The following is a 17,826-nucleotide window of genomic DNA, read 5'->3' as shown; positions in this document are numbered from 1 at the left end:
TTCCTGTCTTTTTTATCTTACTGATATCGTTACATTATTTGTGGGGATACCTCAGGGTCAGAGTCATGACTCTGACCCCATCGTTCATGACTCTACATATTAAAGTGCGTCGGTTTGATTCTCAGGTCTCGCCTGCTCAAATGCATTCAACTCATTACAGTTGCTCGCTATTTTACTGATTAGCGGATAGCGAGTCATATCCACATTAAAGCGCTGTGCGTTGTACACTTGCGGTACTAAACAGATATCAGCAAGGGTAACGTCAAAGTCGAAACAATACTTGCCAGCTTGGGTTTGTAGGCGTTGTTCAATTCCATCAAACCCCAATGTGATCCAATGCGCAGCCCACTTGGCCACATCATCTTGAGAGGCCTCAAAATTACCTTTAAGCGCATTCAACACACGAAGGTTACCTATGGGCTGAATATCACAGGCGATATCTTGCGCTAACGCTCTTACTCTTGCACGTTCTGTTCTGTGCTCTGGCACTAGCTTGTACTCACTTTCATACCGCTCATCAAGATACTCAATAATGGCTAAAGATTGATTGAGAATTATATCTTCGTCTTCATCAACAAATGTGGGGACGAGGTGTGCTGGATTTAATCGTGAATATTCACTGCTATGTTGCTCACCGCCGTTATTGACAAGGTGCACCGGCACATACTCGTAGTCAACGCCCTTTAAGTTAAGTGCAATACGCGTTCGATACGAAGCGGTTGAACGCCAATAACCGTAAAGCTTGATGCTCATGGGAATACTCCATTGGTCAAACATATAGTCAAAGAAAGCGCTGGTTGTCATTACGCATTAGCGCTTTCTCTACTATAAATAATAGTGTGGGAAACAATGGCCAGCACGGTTGATAATGGCCAGCACTGTGAACAAAAAGATCGTTGCCGCTATTACCACTAAATCGCTACTAAATCTCTAGTTCAGTGGTTTCACTTGCTGTTCGATAGCACCGAACACTGAGTTACCCTCTGTATCTAGCATTTCGATGCGAATACGGTCACCAAACTGCATGAAAGGCGTAGAAGGTTTGCCATCGCGTATTGTTTCAATCATGCGCACTTCTGCAATGCATGAGTAACCTACCCCACCTTCAGAAATAGCTGAACCATAATCGGTACCTTGCTTATTTGACACCGTACCAGAGCCAATAATTGCTCCTGCGCCTAAATTTCTGCTTTTTGCAGCGTGTGCAACTAGCTGACCAAAATCAAAGGTCATATCTTGTCCCGCTTCGGGCTTGCCGAACAATTCTCCGTTATAGGTTGAACGTAACGGCAGGTGAACTTTACTCTCTTTCCATGCATCACCTAACTCGTCTGGTGTTACTGCAACCGGCGAGAAGCTAGAAGCCGGTTTAGACTGAAAGAAACCGAACCCTTTGGCTAGTTCACCAGGAATCAATCCACGGAGGGATACATCGTTAACCAGCATTATAAGGCGGATACGCTCTGACGCTTGTTCAGGTGAACATGCCATTGGCACATCATCGGTAACAACGGCAACTTCTCCCTCAAAATCTATGCCCCAATCGTCACTTGGCAAGATAATGTCATCACGAGGCCCTATAAAGTCATCTGAACCACCTTGATACATTAGCGGATCGGTCCAAAAACTTTCGGGCATTTCTGCATTTCGTGCCTTTCTCACCAATTCAACGTGGTTCACATAAGCGCTACCGTCAGCCCATTGATACGCACGCGGTAAAGGAGACTCGCAGCGAGAAGCATCGAACGGAACGCTTTCGCAGGTGTCGTCATTAAGTGCTTGGTACTTCATCTGAAGCTGAGGCGCTATCTCTTTCCAATTATCCAGTGCGTGCTGCATTGTTTTTGCAATGTCCTTTGCACTGCAAGCGCGAGAAAGATCTTTTGACACTACCATCAGGCAGCCATCGCGAGTTTCATTTTTATAGGTAGCTAGTTTCATTATTCGTTCCTCGACATATCTCTTTTGCTTCGGCCATGTGCCTAACCTCTCAATTTGTAGAATGTGAAATGAGAATAGCCTTATTGCGCCAGCAGATTGTAAGCATTATGTGAATATAGTTATGCCACTAGTTGGTATACATTGAGAAGTGTTGGGGTTACGAAGTTTTGTTTGGCTGTAAGAAAGGGTGTACGCACAATATTGTCAATCGTGCACGAAAGGCGCTGAGTGTCTGCTTCCTAGGTGATGTAAATTTATCGTAACGGGGGACGTAGCCTTACCAGAAAGCCCCCAAGCGGTATTGCCCTTTGCTATTGTGAGTGAAACAAAGAGCAATACTTTTTTAGTTGGTTAGAGCTTAACGGTCGCTTTGTTGATGCCATACTCTCGCAACTTATTGGCAATAGCAGTATGGCTCAAGCCTAGCTTTTTCGCTAATTGGCGTGTACTTGGATAGGAAGGGTATAAGCGCTTGAGCAGGTCTTTCTCAAACTTCTTCACTTCCTCATCTAATGTTCCGTCGAAGTTCTCATCTATATAGGTAACACTAGGAGCGCAGCTTGGCAGTTGAATATCTTCTTTGGTAATTTCCTTTCCATCTAGCAATGATAATGCGCGGTAAAGGGCATTTTGAAGCTGCCTTACATTGCCAGGCCATGGATATTGCTGAAGAAAATCTACACAAGACTTGCTTAGTTTTGCTGGACGGCGGCCCAGTTTAGTACTGTGCTGCACAATAAAAGATTCGGCGAGAGGTACTATATCTTGCCTTCTATCTTTTAAAGACGGCATAACCAAGCTCAACACGTTTAGGCGATAATACAACTCTTTTCTAAATCGCCCCTCTTCCACTAACTGACCTAAGTCACGGCACGTAGTACAAATAAATCGCACATCGACTTTAACCGGTTCCGAGTCTCCCACGCGTCTAAATTCACCATCCTCTAAAACTCGAAGCAGTTTAGCCTGAAGCTGTGAAGACATATCGGCTATTTCATCAAGTAAAAGCGTACCACCTTTCGCCTGCTCTAAGAGCCCCACCTTTGCGCTTGGCTGGTTAAACGCACCTGCAGCGTAGCCAAATAGCTCAGTTTCAGCCACGCTGTCAGGTAGTGATGCGCAATTAAGTGCTAAAAATGCACCTTCGCTGCGGCGGCTAGACTGATGACATGCCCTCGCAATCATCTCTTTACCCGTGCCTGTCTCGCCAAAAATTAGTACTGGCGCGTCTAGGTCTGCTATGCGCTTAGCTTCGTGAACCACGCGCTTCATAAACGGCGACTGAGTGATAAAGCGATCGAAACTGTCAGTAGGCGATTGGTGAAAAGCAGTAAATTGTTGTCCTAGGCGCATTTCCGATTTCAATATAACAACGGCACCTGCCATAATCATATTTTGCTCACCATCGGGTACGGTGATTGGCAGCATATCAGCAAGATAATCCTGCTGAATAAACTTCACTTTTGAAGACTGTGGGCCCGGAGACTTTCCATCCATCCATTTAGTGAAGTTGAACCCCTTAACAATCTCACTAATTTCTGTTCCTATGATTTCACTGCTTGGCATTTCAAGCCCTGCGCTTACCGCTTCGTTACACAATAAAATATTGCCTTTTGCATCTATAGAGAAAACGGGATCAGGTAATGTTCGTAAAATGGCGGAGAGTTGGTTTTTCTCTCGCTCTCCCGGCATGAATAAAGTTGTTTTTACATCATCAATACCATCGATGCGGCGTATTTGAGGCATTAAGTGCTGAAAATCAGCAAACTCGATATTGGGAAAATTGAGGAAAATTTTACCTGCGGGATCAATTTCAATACCACGCAAATCTATTTCTTTGGTAACGAGGATATCTAAAACATCTTGAGTGATTCCAAGACGGTCCTGACAGCTTATTTCTAGACGCATAGGGTGTTATAGCTTTATTGTAAACATATATGTACAGGATATCATACTTTTACAAAAAGATAACAAGATAAATGTTACAGAACTTTAAAATTGCGATGAGCAGCTTATTTTAAGGCGTAAATTGCGCAAGAATAAAGGACTAAACCCCAGAAACAAAAAATGCCGCTTCGATGAGCGGCATCCTATATAAAACACATTTAATTAACAATAGCGTTAGCTAGCTTTTTTCTCTTTCGGTGGGAAAAGAGGGGAAAACAACCCTAACGATTTTGCCTTTTCCACTAGTGCCATGATGTCCATTTCTGCTAATTCGAACAAATGGTCGAATTCCGGCAAGATATAATAAAGAGGCTGCATAATATCGATACGATAAGGCGTTCGCAGAGCGTCGATAGCAGTTAGTGGATTGCGTAATGGTGTGTCGCTATCTAACGCGTAAATAGTTTCGCCTGGTGAAGACAGGATACCCCCGCCATATATTTTTAATTCATCCTTAGCTCGCACTAGTCCGAACTCTACGGTGAACCAATAAAGGCGCGCTAAGTAAACTCGGTCTTCCTTACTTGCCGCTAAACCCAACTTTCCATATGTGTGGGTAAAATGAGCAAAAGCTGGGTTTGTTAACAACGGGCAGTGTCCAAATACCTCATGAAAGATATCGGGCTCTTGAAGGTAATCGAATTCTTCTCGCGTACGAATAAAAGTAGCGACAGGAAATTGCTTGTTTGCCAGCAACCTAAAAAATTCTCCGAAGTTTATTAATGCAGGCACCTCAGCGGTTTGCCACCCTGTTTTTTCCATCAGAACTTTATTAATGTCTGGCAACTGGGGGATTTCTTTTTCGTTTAATTTCAACAAATCAAGTCCGTCCAAGTATTCTTGGCACGCTCTTTCTTTTACCAGTGGAATTTGTCTCGCATACAACTCTGACCAAATTTGGTTTTCTTCATCTGACCAATGGATAATGCCATTCTCATCAGATTGTCTCGACTGGTATTGTGTTGATTTTGGCATAACTTCTGTGACCAATAGGTGTGAAATAACTTACCTTTTAGTCTAATGAATTTCACGATGCCGAAAAGTGGATGACCTCATGGCACCTTCATATTTGGTGTAACAGGAATTTTACATAGGTAACTAAAGCTTTTGATTTAGATAATAAAAAACCGCTCATTGCGAGCGGCTTCTTTTTAGATTTTTTGAGCTGTAAGGCCAGTTATAGACGACTAATTTCTTTATTTAGCTGATATTCACGAGAGGTTACATACGTTTCCATTTTACGTAGACGAACTTCTGCTTTTTCAAAACGATTGCGAATATCGTGAAACGCCTGTTTTGGTGGCTCTCCAGCCTGCCAAACTTTAGTTTTAACCTCAACTTTAGGACTTTTCACCTGTCCAGCGTTTGAATTCGTCCAACCTTTACCTTTTGAAAAAACCGGTGGAGTAGCTGTATTTTCTAGACCGGCTGGCTTCTTGTCTAAGATAAACCATGCAGCAATGTAGGCAACAAAGATAAAGGGTCCTGCAAGTAAAAAGAAACCAGTAACAACGAGAATTCTTACAAGCCAGGTTTCTAGTCCAAAGTAGTCTGCTATGCCTGAACACACACCTGCAATGCGCGCATTTTCGGGGTTACGATAGAGCTGCTTACCATTTCTCATGCTCTATTCCTCCACTCTGGCGCCTCACTATCTAGAATGGCTTCTAGTGTCTCAATGCGCTCACTCATTTTCTCTGCTTTTTCAGCAAGGTCTTGTAAAGATGCGTGTTCCTCTGCACTCAACCCTTGATTGACCTGCTTTTTGCTTCGATAGTGTAAAATTAGCCAAATGGGAGCGACAAATATTGAGAACACCACAAGGGGCATAACCAACACTGCAATTGTACCTTCATCCATCTCAATGTCTCCTACAAACTCTGATGTAACTACCCTCTTCACGGTTTTCCATCAAGAGGGCATACCTTATTTTTATTATTCTGATTTTTCAGTGCTTTTATTTGCACCTTTTACCTTGGCTTTAAGTGCAGCTAGTTCGTCCTCGACCTTGTCGCTGGCTTCTAGCTCTGCAAACTCATCTTGCAGCGTCTTTTTACCCAAATCATAAGCTTCTACCTGTGATTCAAGGTCATCGATTTTACGCTCGTATTGCTCAAAGCGCCCCATTGCATTATCTACTCTCGTACTATCTAGTGTCTTCTTGACTTCTAGACGAGAGCTTGCAGTTTTCTGACGCATAATAATCGCTTTTTGACGGCTCTTAGCATCTGCAAGCTTTTCTTGAAGCTGGCCAATTTCATCCTGAAGCTTGCTGATTTGTTCTTCAACAACGGCCAATTCTTTACTTAGCGCTTCTGCAGCTTCTGCAGACTTTTTCTTTTCTTGTAGCGCAGCTCGGGCTAAGTCTTCTCTATCTTTGCTTAACGCAAGCTCTGCTTTTGCTTCCCAATCATTTGCATTGCTTTCATACTTTGCAATTTGATTAACTATTTCCTTTTTATTGGCTAGCGTCTTTGCAGATGCAGAGCGCACCTCAACCAATGTGTCTTCCATTTCCTGAATGATTAATCTAACCATTTTCTCAGGATCTTCGGCTTTGTCTAAAATCGCATTAATATTCGAATTCACAATATCTGTAAAACGCGAGAAGATACCCATAATAATTACCTCTTGCTAAAAATGGTAAGTGTTAGAAAACACCACACTTGATAAATAGGTTACTCTTGGTATAGGTAGTATTCAATATACTTGCCAACTTTGTTCATATGCTAACCTATTATTTTTTATACATTTTTCATGAGGTCAAATAATGCTCGTTTATCAATATTTTTTGTTCTACACTATTAATTGGTCGAAATGACTAATTTTTGAGGGATTTAATGAGTAGGTATCGACAGCAAGACAATTTACTTGGCCAAGCGAATAGTTTTCTAGAAGTTTTAGAGCAAATTTCACAGATTGCCCCACTAGACAAACCCGTTCTCGTCATTGGCGAACGAGGTACTGGTAAAGAGCTGATTGCTGCCCGTCTGCACTTCTTATCAAAGCGCTGGGATCAAAACTATATTAAGCTGAATTGCGCGGCACTAAGTGAAAGCCTATTAGAAAGTGAGCTTTTCGGTTATGAAGCCGGCGCCTTTACCGGCGCTTCGAAACGTCGCGAAGGTCGCTTTGAAGTGGCGCACAACGGTACCCTATTTCTTGACGAACTTGCTAACACATCGGGTCTTATTCAGGAAAAGCTACTGCGGGTAGTGGAATATGGTGAATTTGAGCGCGTAGGTGGCAGTAAGTCAGTGAAAACCGATGTACGCCTTATCGCAGCTACCAACGAAGATTTGCCAGCGCTTGCCGATGCCGGTGAATTTCGCGCAGACCTTCTCGACCGTCTTGCTTTTGATGTTATTACCATCCCTCCACTTCGCGAGCGTCGAGAAGATATCATGATGTTAGCCGAAAACTTCGCCATCAATATGGCCCGTGAAATGGAAATGGAACTGTTTAGCGGCTTCACTGAAAAAGCGAAGCGTACTCTGCTTGATTATGATTGGCCTGGTAATATCCGTGAACTTAAGAATGTTGTCGAACGTGCAGTTTACAGAACGAATAACCCTCACCTCCCAGTCCATGAAATAGTGTTAGACCCCTTCGAGTCAGCCTTCCGTCCGAAAGGCAGAGTAAAAACAAATGATAGAGTGAGCACCCCAGATTCGCCTAACGTGGTTGCACAAACAGACACGCCAATGGTAAATGAACATATTGAAGGTGCTGACGTTACACCACTCATCCCTGCCAAAAAGCAGGAAATTGTCGAATACCCCATAGATTTGAAAGAACGCTCTCAACAACATGAGATAGATATGATAAAACAGGCACTTGCTGACAGTCAGTTTAATCAAAAGAAAACCGCTGAAAAATTGAGCCTGACTTATCATCAGCTGCGAGGCTATCTCAAAAAATATAACTTACTAGATTCTTCCGCTGAAAACGTCGAGGCGTAGAGCATGTCCCATGGTTTGATGAAGCGTTTGTCATTATGTTTATGTACAGCGCTTCTTGTTGCATCCTGTGCGAAGCAGAATAAACAAGCGTTTTATAATACGGGTATTATTTATTGTTCTGAAAGCAACCCAGTAACTTTTAATCCGCAGCTTGATACATCGAGCACAACCTCTGATGCCTCATCTCACCAACTGTACGACAGACTTCTCGACTTCGACCCCGATTCTGGTCGCATAGTACCAAGTCTAGCTAGTAGCTGGTTAGTCAGTGATGACGGACTCACCTACGCCTTTCAGCTACGTAGAGACGTATGGTTTCACACTACCCGCTATTTTGAACCAAGCAGAAACTTCAATGCCGACGATGTTATTTTTAGTATCGACCGCTGGCGCTTAAGCTCACATCCCTATCACTACGTGTCGGGCGGAAGCTACCCTTATTTTGAAAGTATTGGCCTTGCCCAAAATATCGCGTCTGTTGAACGGGTAAATGGTTATCGTGTTGAAATTACACTTAAACGCCGTGACAGCTCATTTTTGGCAAATTTAGCGACCGATTTCGCCGTTATTCTGTCAGAAGAATATGCCAATAAGCTTGCACAGGCTGGTACGCCCAGCAAAATTGACCAGCTTCCAATTGGCACTGGGCCCTTCAAATTTGAAAGTTACCGAAAGGACCACTTTATTAAGTATCTTCGCCACGACAACTATTGGCGCACACAAGCTCTTAAAGAAAATGGAAGTAATATGGCTTCAGCGCCACAAGATGTGAGCGAAGCCCAAAACAAGCCCGACGTTGAACAACTTATTTTCGATATAACACCTCGGAGTTCGTTACGCTTGGCTAAGCTGATGACAGGGGAATGTGATGCAACTGCATTCCCAGCACAAACTGAACTTGAAGTGATTCGAACAGAGGATGATCTGACATTAGCGGAAAAACCAGGGCTAAATGTGGGCTTTTGGGCCTTTAATACTCAGCGCCCGCCGTTTGATAACCCCGATGTAAGGCGAGCGCTCGCCGCGGCTATTGATAAAAACACCTTATTAGAAGCAGTTTATTTCGACAGTGCAACACGGGCTAAGACCCTGCTGCCTGCGGCTAGCTGGGCATTTCAAAACGATGCCGATGACACAGCTTACAACCCTGTTCTAGCGCGTAAATTATTGGCCGATGCGGGAATAGCTCCTGGGTTTTCAATGACGATATGGGCCATGCCGGTCGAGCGCGCTTATAACCCCAACGCAACGAAGATGGCCGAGCTGATTCAGCGATACCTTCGCGATGTAGGTGTAGATGCAACTATCGTTAGTTACGATTGGGCGACATTTAGACGTCATCTACAAGAAGGCCTGCACGACTCCGTATTAATCGGCTGGTCTGCCGATAACGGCGACCCTGACAACTTTTATCGCCCCTTGTTGAGCTGCGGAGCAATCCCATCTGGAACAAACCGGGCAATGTGGTGCAACGACAGTTATGACAAGCTACTCAACGAGGCGCTTCAAACCGATGACATTGACGAGAGAGCGGCTATTTACAAGCAAGTAAATAGGCTATTGTACGAACGTCTCCCTGTGGTCCCCATTGCACATGCCTATCGTTATCAAGCATATAGAAATGAGTTAGAAGGCATGACTATTAATCCCTTTGGCGGTGTGCGTTTTGGCGGGGTAGAGAAAGCACTGTGATCCAAATTCTCCTTAGATATTGCACATTATTCATATTAACGCTTTTAGTGTTAACGATTATTTCGTTCTCGCTGGCCTACCTTTTTCCAGGCGATACGTTGGAAAACCTGACCGGACTTGTGCCACAAAATGAGATGCAGCGCGCCGCGTTAGAGAAGCAGTTTAAGCTAGACCAGTCTTATATTTTTCAGTTTATTTACTATGTAGGTAATTTGCTGACCGGTGATTGGGGCTATAGTTTCACGTCTGGTCTGCCCTTAAGAGAGGAAGTAGGTATAGCGATGCCAGCAACTATAGAACTGGCAACGTACGCAATGCTGATGGCCTTGTTTATTGGAATCCCCTTAGGCTATTACGCCGGCATTCGCTGTTATTCAACGTCTGACCACTTAATAAATAGTGCAAGTATTACTACCTATTCTTTCCCTGTCTTTTGGTTCGCTCTGCTGCTTATTCTGGTATTTAGTTTGGAATTGGACTTGGCCCCACTGTCTGGTCGAATAAGTTTAATTTACGACATAGAGCCAGTAACCGGCTTTATTCTATTTGACGTTTTGCTGTCGGATATCGAAAACAAATCCTTAGCATTTAAAGATGCACTATCACACTTAGCGCTGCCCACATTCGCTATTGGCGCCATAACCACGGCATCAATGATACGCATAACTCGGCGCTCAGTTATAGATGTAAAACATCGCCCCTATATTGCTGCAGCCGTGTCGCGCGGGCTTTCTAGTTGGCAAATATTCTTTCGCCATATACTACGTAATGCACTACTTCCCATTTTGCCGCTGATGGCGATTCAAATTACTACGCTTATAACCAATGCAATGATTGTTGAAACCTTGTTTTCATGGCCAGGAATTGGCAACTGGCTAATTCAAGCCATCTATCAACGGGATTACCCTGCTTTACGTATTGGTATGATGGCGGTATCTACGGTAGTAATTACCCTGACGATTCTGGTCGATGTATTAAACCGTATGATTGACCCAAGTAGAGAGAAATACGAGCGTGCCACAGTTTAGTTTGTACGAAGAAGAGTTTCACCCATCACCTTGGCAACGGACCTGGGCTTCGTTCAAGAACAGCCACATTTCTATGCTGGGTTTAATTATGCTAGCGCTATTTGTGGTATGTGCCGTATTCGCCCCTCTCATTACCCCATATGACGCTGTGGAGCAGAACATTGACGGATTGTTGATTCCACCTAGCTGGTTAGCGAATGGTTCTATCACCCATTTATTCGGCACAGACGCGCTAGGAAGAGATTTATTTACCCGTATTATTTACGGCTGCCGAACAACACTGGGCTCGGCCTTCTTGACCGTAGTACTTGCGATGCTAGTTGGTGTTAGTTTAGGTACCCTTGCTGGTATGTTACGTGGAGTCCGCTCAAGTGTTGCGAATCACTTACTTGATGCGCTTATGGCGATCCCTACACTACTGATTGCTATTATCATAGTTGCAATACTTGGTACGGGTTTGGTCAACAGTATGTGGGCTATTACCCTAGCCCTTATTCCCCAGTTTGTGCACCACACGCGCAGTTTCGTGCGCGCAGAAATGAAGAAAGACTACATTGTTGCGTCAACGCTTGACGGTGCTAGCAAGTGGCAGCTTTTTGTTCACTCTATTTTACCTAATATGACGGAAATGCTTGTTGTTCAAGGAACGCTGGCTCTTTCAATTGCAGTGATTGATATATCGGCTCTTGGTTTCTTAAACTTGGGCGCTCAATCGCCGTTACCTGAATTAGGTGTAATTCTGGCCGACGGACTAGACGTTACTTACCTAGCGCCTTGGAATGTAGCGGTACCCGGTATGGCGATATTTTTTATTGTGCTGTCCATCAATATCGTGGGTGACGGCTTGCGTTCTTCATTGAGAAAAAGGGTGAGTCACTAACATGCCAATGCTTGATATCAAAAACCTCACCCTAGAAATGCAGAACGGTGATAGCACCATAAAGGCTTTGGATAAGGTAAATTTGTCAGTGAGTTCAGGAGAGATTCGTGCTTTGGTGGGCGAATCGGGTTCTGGTAAAAGCCTTATTGTGTCGGCAATTTGCGGAGCGCTTCCAAACCAGTGGAATTTAACCGCCGACCGCATGAGCTGGAATGGAGAAAACCTATTAGGTATGTCGGTTCAACAACGCCGCGAAGTGATGCGTCGTGAAATTGCGGTGGTTTTTCAAAACCCGCAAGCGGCGCTTGACCCGTCAGCCACGCTTGGTGAGCAACTTGAAGAAAGCATTCCTGACGAATTCGTTGAAGGTAGCTGGTTTTGGCAACGTGCGCAGCACAGAAAAAAGATAGCAATAAGTACTGTACACAAGGTGGGAATAAAGCATCACAAGCATTACTTAAGTGCATTCCCTCACCAAATTCCCGCTGATATTGGGCAAAAGTTCATGATAGCCATGGCGCTAGTGTCTCAACCCAAATTACTTATCGCAGATGATCCCACTCGAGGCATGGAGCCCACAACTAAGACGCAGATCCTAAAACTCTTTACGCGCCTTAATCAAACTCGCTCTCTATCGATTTTGTTTGTCAGCCATGATTTGCTTGCCATTGCAAGTATGTCACATTCAATGACCGTCCTCTACGCGGGGCAAACGGTAGAATCGGGAAAGATGAAGCACATTAAAAAGCGCCCTCTTCACCCTTACACTAAAGCGCTATTAGACAGTGCACCAAGCTTCAGAAAGGACTTACCGCCTAAGTCTGCACTACCTACGTTGAGCGGCTCTATACCAACGCTACAACATTTGCCTATTGGTTGTCGTTTAGGCCCCCGCTGTCCACGAGCCCAGCGCGCTTGTGTGCAAACGCCCGCCGTACGCAAAATTCACGATCATAGCTACAGCTGTCATTACCCGCTACATATGGAGAAGCTGTGATGGACATTTTGCAGGTAAAAGACCTTACGTTTATACATAACGAAAAGAAGCGCTGGTTAAAGCGGCCTGAGGTATTTCAACTTGGCCCGGTTAATATGAGCGTTAAACGAGGGGAAACTATTGCCATCATAGGGGAAAACCGTTCGGGTAAATCCCTTCTTGCTAAATTATTAGTTGGCGCCCTACCTGCCGATGCGGGTGAAATTGAAATAAACACTCACAAGTATTTAGCCAAGTACCAGTCAAAAGAGGGCCAACGCAAGCGGACCCACGACATTCGTATGATTCTGCAACACAGTGCGGAATCGATGAACCCATCGGTTCCGGTGGGCAAAATCCTAGACGAACCCTTGCGTTTGAATACGGGTCTTAGCGAAGCCGAGCGCAAGCCTATTATCGAAGATATGTTGGTAAAGGTAGGGTTACTTCGCGAGCACTATTACTTTTACCGGCACATGCTTTCTGACGGCCAACAACAGCGCGTAGCCTTGGCTAGAGCTATAGTACTAAAACCCAAAGTGCTCGTTGCAGATGAACCCTTTGCTGCATTAGACCCTACTATTCGCTCGCAGACGGTGAACCTAATACTGCAACTACAGCAAGAACTCGGTTTGGCGTTTATCTTCATAAGCCATAATTTAGGGATTGTCCGGCATATTGCAGATAGAGTTGTGGTAATGGAAGGCGGCGAAATTGTAGAGGAAGGTAAAACTGAAACTATTTTCAGGTGGCCGCAGCACACTCGCACTAAGAAACTGGTCACCGCTTACCAGTCGCTAGTGCCGCAAAATACAATTCGTTAAAGCGCTGGGGGCAGTAAACTGCCCCTTCCATATTAAATATGTATACGCTTGTTAGCCAACCAGCGCTAGCAAAATACCTGCAGCGACTGCACTACCTAACACACCAGCTACATTAGGCCCCATTGCATGCATCAGCAGGAAGTTGTGAGGGTTTGCTTCTAGGCCAACCTTATTTACGACCCTCGCCGCCATAGGCACTGCAGAGACGCCCGCAGCACCAATAAGCGGGTTTATACTCCCACCGGATAGCTTACTCATTAACTTAGCCATCAACACGCCAGCAGCAGTACCTATACCAAAGGCAATTGCGCCTAGGCCCAAAATACCCAAAGTTTCCACCGTAAGGAATGCCTCAGCTGATAGCTTAGAGCCTACAGCTAAACCAAGGAAAATGGTCACTGTGTTGATTAGCTCGTTTTGGGCTGTTTTACTTAACCTGTCGACAACGCCACATTCTTTCATCAAATTACCAAAGCAGAACATGCCTACTAGCGGCGTGGCAGCTGGTAAAAACAAGATGGTCATAAATAACACGGCGAGTGGAAAGATAATTTTTTCACGCTTTGATACAGGCCGAAGTTGACCCATTTTAATTTCGCGTTCCTCTTTTGTGGTCAGTGCTTTCATAATGGGCGGCTGGATAATAGGCACCAGCGCCATATAAGAATATGCAGCGACCGCAATAGCACCTAGCAAGTCAGGTGCTAAACGTGAAGCAAGAAAGATAGCCGTCGGCCCATCTGCGCCCCCTATTATGGCAATGGCACTGGCATCTTTTAACGTAAATTCAAAACCCGGAATAAGATTTAACGCTATTGCGCCAAATAAGGTAGCAAAAATACCGAACTGTGCGGCAGCGCCAAGCAGCAACATTTTGGGGTTTGCAATAAGCGCGCTGAAGTCTGTCATTGCCCCGACCCCCATAAAAATGAGCAATGGGAATACACCTGTATCAATGCCAATTTTATAGATGTAGTGCAATAAGCCACCCGCTTCTGAAAAACCAGCAATTGGAATATTCGTCAGCAGCGCGCCAAAACCAATGGGTAGCAAGAGTAGCGGCTCAAACTTTTTAACAATTGCTAAATAGAGTAACCCGAAGCCTACCGCCATCATTATGAGCTGGCCCGCTTCAAAATGCGCAAGCGCGGTACTATCCCAAAGTACCATTAACTTATCCATGTATTACCCCAATAAGATTAACGGTTGGCCGCTAGTTACAGCATCGCCTTCACCCACGGTAATGTCATTGACCGTACCGGAAAACGCAGAGCGGATCTCGGTTTCCATTTTCATGGCTTCAAGGATCATCACTACATCACCTTCGGATACACTATCGCCAGTTCGTATTAATACTTTAAATACGTTACCCGCTAGTGGCGCATCAATTGACTGCGACGACGCAGCGGCAGGTGAAGCTGTGCTTACAGTTTGTGGCTGGGGTTGAGCCGTATCGGCAGGCGTAACGCTCGTTAGCGTACCTGAGGGTGCCACTTCTACGCGATACACTTTCCCTTCTACGTTCACGTCGTAAGTTTCACCCGCAGTAGCCCCTTGTGAGTTCGACTTAGCTTCAGCAGGACTAGGCGCATGGGTGCCTTGCGACTCTTGAGCGCCCGGTGCAGGTTCAAACGCATCAGGATTGCCACGATTTTCGATAAACTTAAGGCCTATCTGTGGAAATAGAGCATAAGTCAGTACATCATCGATTTTGTCATCTGACAGCGAAAGTTGTTTTTTCTCAGCCAGTTCATCTAGCTCTTTGCTCAGCGCATCAAGCTCAGGCGCAATGTTATCAGCAGGTCTGCATGTTACAGGCTCTGCACCATCTAGCACACGCTCTTGTAACTCATTGTTTACTGGCGCTGCAGTAGCACCGTACTCGCCTTTGAGTACACCAGCCGTTTCTTTAGTGATACTCTTATAGCGCTCGCCTGTTAGCACATTGAGTACCGACTGCGTGCCGACAATTTGCGAGGTGGGTGTTACAAGAGGAATATATCCAAGGTCTTCACGTACCCGAGGGATTTCTTTTAACACCTCTTCAAACTTATCTTCAGCACCCTGCTCTTTTAGCTGACTCTCCATGTTGGTTAGCATGCCTCCTGGCACTTGGGCCAGCAGAATACGTGCATCTACACCTTTAAGGCTTCCTTCAAATTTGCTGTATTTCTTTCTGACTTCTCTAAAATAACTCGCAATTTCTTCCAACTCAGGTAGCGCAATACCCGTGTCGCGTTCTGTGCCTTCAACGATTGAAACCATAGTCTCAGTTGCGCTGTGACCGTAGGTCATGCTCATTGATGAGATAGCTGTATCGAGCATATCAATACCGGCATCAGTGGCTTTTTGGTAAGTTGCGGTGCTCAACCCTGTTGTGGCGTGGCACTGCATGGCGATAGGTACATCGACGGTTTCTTTTAACCCTGTAATTAACGCTTCGCATTCATAAGGTTTTAAAAGCCCTGCCATATCTTTAACACAAATAGAGTGCACGCCGAGGTCTTCAAGTTGTTTAGCCATATCTAGCCATAGCTCTAGATTATGCACTGGACTTACAGTGTAAGAAATCGTGCCTTGCGCATGAGCGCCGCTATCTATGGTAGCTTTAATGGCAGTTTTTAAATTTCTGATGTCATTCATGGCATCAAAAATCCTAAATACGTCTACACCGCTTTCGTGAGCGCGCTCTACAAAGCGAGTAACGACATCGTCAGCATAGTGGCGATAACCCAATAGGTTTTGACCACGCAATAACATTTGCTGTTTGGTATTGGGCATGGCTGCCTTTAACTTACGAATGCGCTCCCATGGGTCTTCTCCCAAATAACGGATACAGGCGTCAAAGGTCGCACCGCCCCAAGATTCAACAGACCAAAAGCCTGCCTTATCTAACTTTTCAGCAATGGGAAGCATATCCTCAATACGCATACGTGTAGCAAGAAGCGATTGATGGGCATCACGCAGGACCAGCTCGGTAAGGGCCAGAGGCTTAGACATGGTAACTCCTGATATGGATTATTTTTTAGAATTTTGGCGATGGGTATGAATTGCGGCAGAAATAGCAGCGATGACATTACCGTCTATTCCCGGTTGTACCGCTTGATTATTTCGAGCCAAATTGGCTGAAGGCCGGGTCACATTGGCTAAAGGGTCTGATGTTTCACCTGGAAATGCTTCACAAAAACGTGCAATCAAATGAATGCCGACAATAAGCAGTCCCAAGAACGAAAAGACAAATACCATTCCTATGAGCATAAGAGAGCCTGCTTCAATGAGCAAACTAGCGACGGATTCCGAATTCATATTCAATCCTGTTGTTATTTTGTACCTGAATAAGTATCACGAGGTTTTTCAAAACACAACAAAACAGCATAAAAAACCGCTAAAAATTGAATAAAACCCCACAATATGAAACTTAATGCATTATTACTTAATAAATTTGCAACATATACATTGTATTTATATGAAGTTGGGGCTTTATGCGAAAGTAGCGTAAAAAGAAAAGAAGAATTGAAGGATTCAAGAAATGAAAAAGCCCACCTAAAAAGGTGGGCTCTTCAATATGGCGCGTGTGGAAGGATTCGAACCTCCGACCGCCTGGTTCGTAGCCAGGTACTCTATCCAGCTGAGCTACACACGCGTTAACTTGTTTACTTTTGAATTTTACTTCAAAAGGTGACGCTTTAAAATAAGTGGCGCGTGTGGAAGGATTCGAACCTCCGACCGCCTGGTTCGTAGCCAGGTACTCTATCCAGCTGAGCTACACACGCGCAAAACTTGCTGTTGACCGCCACTGCCAACTAATAATGGCGGAGAGGGAGGGATTCGAACCCTCGATACGCGTATATGCGTATGGTTCCTTAGCAGGGAACTGGTTTCAGCCACTCACCCACCTCTCCTTGACTGCGGGGTGCATTTTACGGATTCATTGGCCTGAGTCAAACCTTTTTTATAAAGAAATTGTTCACCCGCTGCCATTTTAAACGATTCGAACAAAAAACCAGTAATTTGTTCGCAATACAAACAATTAAATGGAAAGTTATTAATTGCTTGCTATCAGTTTACGTCTGAATTCAGTCCGCCACTTAATACTCTTAACTGAATTTTAGTCAATTATTCAGAAATAACGTGATTAATTTTTGAGTTTACCTCTTCACTACGCCGTTTCGATTTTGATTTAACGTAAAAAGCCAAGAAAGAATTTCTGGCCCAAAACAAAAAAGGTCAGCTAAAGCTGACCTTTCCAATGAAGCGTACAATGCAATTATTCTGCAGAATCTGGCTGGCCGCCTTTTTCTGCCTGAATGCGCATATATATTTCTTCACGGTGCACAGAAACTTCTTTTGGTGCATTAACACCTATACGTACCTGATTCCCTTTTACGCCTAGTACGGTAACGGTTACATCGTCACCTACCATAAGCGTTTCACCAACTCGACGAGTCAAAATAAGCATTCGCTTGCTCCTGTTCCTTAATACTGAACATCATCCATTAAGATTTGCCAACCCAACGGCACGACCCGATGGTAGCGACAGTGATTCCCTGTTTCTGTGTCACTTCAAAAACTCACT

At 44.6% G+C, this 17,826-nt stretch carries 17 protein-coding genes and 3 tRNA genes; 6 read left to right on the top strand and 14 right to left on the bottom strand.

All coding sequences use genetic code 11. From position 1 onward, the window contains the following. Positions 1 to 99: 99 nt before the first annotated feature. The 7 genes from maiA to pspA all read right to left on the bottom strand — a co-directional run bounded on the left by maiA (position 100) and on the right by pspA (position 6,507). Entirely contained in the window at positions 100 to 753 is a 654-nt protein-coding gene (gene maiA, locus PCAR9_RS05215; protein ID WP_179985157.1) for a maleylacetoacetate isomerase, read from the bottom strand. A 177-nt stretch (positions 754 to 930) separates the two neighbouring features. Beyond that, positions 931 to 1,941, bottom strand: coding sequence for a fumarylacetoacetate hydrolase family protein (locus PCAR9_RS05210; protein WP_179982698.1), 1,011 nt, complete (start codon positions 1,939 to 1,941; stop codon positions 931 to 933). A gap of 351 nt (positions 1,942 to 2,292) precedes the next feature. Next, entirely contained in the window at positions 2,293 to 3,849 is a 1,557-nt protein-coding gene (tyrR, locus tag PCAR9_RS05205; protein ID WP_179982697.1) for a transcriptional regulator TyrR, read from the bottom strand. A gap of 213 nt (positions 3,850 to 4,062) precedes the next feature. Then, entirely contained in the window at positions 4,063 to 4,863 is an 801-nt protein-coding gene (gene phhA, locus PCAR9_RS05200) for a phenylalanine 4-monooxygenase (protein ID WP_179982696.1), read from the bottom strand. A 202-nt stretch (positions 4,864 to 5,065) separates the two neighbouring features. Next, positions 5,066 to 5,512, bottom strand: coding sequence for an envelope stress response membrane protein PspC (gene pspC / locus PCAR9_RS05195; RefSeq protein ID WP_179982695.1), 447 nt, complete (start codon positions 5,510 to 5,512; stop codon positions 5,066 to 5,068). After that, positions 5,509 to 5,748 carry an envelope stress response membrane protein PspB gene (gene pspB / locus PCAR9_RS05190; RefSeq protein WP_039222985.1) on the bottom strand — a complete coding sequence of 80 codons (240 nt, stop codon included), beginning with the start codon at positions 5,746 to 5,748 and terminating at the stop codon, positions 5,509 to 5,511. The genes pspC and pspB overlap by 4 nt, the downstream gene beginning before the upstream one ends. Before the next feature lie 75 nt (positions 5,749 to 5,823). After that, positions 5,824 to 6,507 (bottom strand): phage shock protein PspA, encoded by a 684-nt coding sequence (gene pspA, locus PCAR9_RS05185; protein WP_179982694.1) that lies wholly within the window; start codon positions 6,505 to 6,507, stop codon positions 5,824 to 5,826. Positions 6,508 to 6,728: 221 nt separating this feature from the next. On the opposite strand from pspA, the gene pspF reads away from it, so the two are divergent. The 6 genes from pspF to PCAR9_RS05155 are packed head-to-tail and all read left to right on the top strand — an operon-like array spanning position 6,729 to position 13,250. Further along, positions 6,729 to 7,850 (top strand): phage shock protein operon transcriptional activator, encoded by a 1,122-nt coding sequence (pspF, locus tag PCAR9_RS05180; RefSeq protein WP_179982693.1) that lies wholly within the window; start codon positions 6,729 to 6,731, stop codon positions 7,848 to 7,850. Between the two features lie 3 nt (positions 7,851 to 7,853). Further along, positions 7,854 to 9,542 (top strand): ABC transporter substrate-binding protein, encoded by a 1,689-nt coding sequence (locus tag PCAR9_RS05175; RefSeq protein WP_179982692.1) that lies wholly within the window; start codon positions 7,854 to 7,856, stop codon positions 9,540 to 9,542. Continuing rightward, positions 9,539 to 10,570, top strand: coding sequence for an ABC transporter permease (locus PCAR9_RS05170; RefSeq protein ID WP_179982691.1), 1,032 nt, complete (start codon positions 9,539 to 9,541; stop codon positions 10,568 to 10,570). Before PCAR9_RS05175 ends, PCAR9_RS05170 begins: the two co-directional genes overlap by 4 nt. Further along, the gene (locus PCAR9_RS05165) at positions 10,557 to 11,450 is read left to right on the top strand and encodes an ABC transporter permease subunit (RefSeq protein WP_179982690.1); all 894 of its coding nucleotides are present in this window, start codon (positions 10,557 to 10,559) and stop codon (positions 11,448 to 11,450) included. The genes PCAR9_RS05170 and PCAR9_RS05165 overlap by 14 nt, the downstream gene beginning before the upstream one ends. A gap of 1 nt (position 11,451) precedes the next feature. Continuing rightward, complete coding sequence (locus tag PCAR9_RS05160; protein WP_179982689.1) at positions 11,452 to 12,447, top strand: peptide ABC transporter ATP-binding protein; 996 nt, start codon at positions 11,452 to 11,454, stop codon at positions 12,445 to 12,447. Then, the gene (locus tag PCAR9_RS05155; protein WP_179985156.1) at positions 12,447 to 13,250 is read left to right on the top strand and encodes an ATP-binding cassette domain-containing protein; all 804 of its coding nucleotides are present in this window, start codon (positions 12,447 to 12,449) and stop codon (positions 13,248 to 13,250) included. Before PCAR9_RS05160 ends, PCAR9_RS05155 begins: the two co-directional genes overlap by 1 nt. Before the next feature lie 51 nt (positions 13,251 to 13,301). Here PCAR9_RS05155 and PCAR9_RS05150 read toward each other — a convergent pair whose 3' ends face one another. The 7 genes from PCAR9_RS05150 to csrA form a co-directional block, all read right to left on the bottom strand. After that, positions 13,302 to 14,432, bottom strand: a complete 1,131-nt coding sequence (locus PCAR9_RS05150) for a sodium ion-translocating decarboxylase subunit beta (RefSeq protein ID WP_014948675.1) — start codon at positions 14,430 to 14,432, stop codon at positions 13,302 to 13,304. A 3-nt stretch (positions 14,433 to 14,435) separates the two neighbouring features. Next, positions 14,436 to 16,250, bottom strand: coding sequence for a sodium-extruding oxaloacetate decarboxylase subunit alpha (gene oadA / locus PCAR9_RS05145; protein WP_179982688.1), 1,815 nt, complete (start codon positions 16,248 to 16,250; stop codon positions 14,436 to 14,438). An 18-nt stretch (positions 16,251 to 16,268) separates the two neighbouring features. Continuing rightward, a complete protein-coding gene (locus PCAR9_RS05140; protein ID WP_179982687.1) occupies positions 16,269 to 16,556 on the bottom strand; it encodes an OadG family protein in 288 nt (95 codons plus the stop codon). Positions 16,557 to 16,816: 260 nt separating this feature from the next. Then, a tRNA-Arg gene (locus PCAR9_RS05135) sits at positions 16,817 to 16,893 on the bottom strand. Between the two features lie 53 nt (positions 16,894 to 16,946). Continuing rightward, positions 16,947 to 17,023 (bottom strand) — tRNA-Arg (locus tag PCAR9_RS05130). Positions 17,024 to 17,060: 37 nt separating this feature from the next. Further along, a tRNA-Ser gene (locus tag PCAR9_RS05125) sits at positions 17,061 to 17,152 on the bottom strand. A 365-nt stretch (positions 17,153 to 17,517) separates the two neighbouring features. Then, on the bottom strand, positions 17,518 to 17,709 hold the full coding sequence (gene csrA, locus PCAR9_RS05120) for a carbon storage regulator CsrA (RefSeq protein ID WP_032094439.1): 192 nt from the start codon (positions 17,707 to 17,709) through the stop codon (positions 17,518 to 17,520). Positions 17,710 to 17,826 lie beyond the last annotated feature (117 nt).

This window comes from Alteromonas macleodii (assembly GCF_903772925.1).
GTDB lineage: Bacteria > Pseudomonadota > Gammaproteobacteria > Enterobacterales > Alteromonadaceae > Alteromonas > Alteromonas macleodii_A.
Note: the sequence above shows the minus strand (reverse complement) of the source record. Positions and strands in the feature narration are given on the sequence as shown.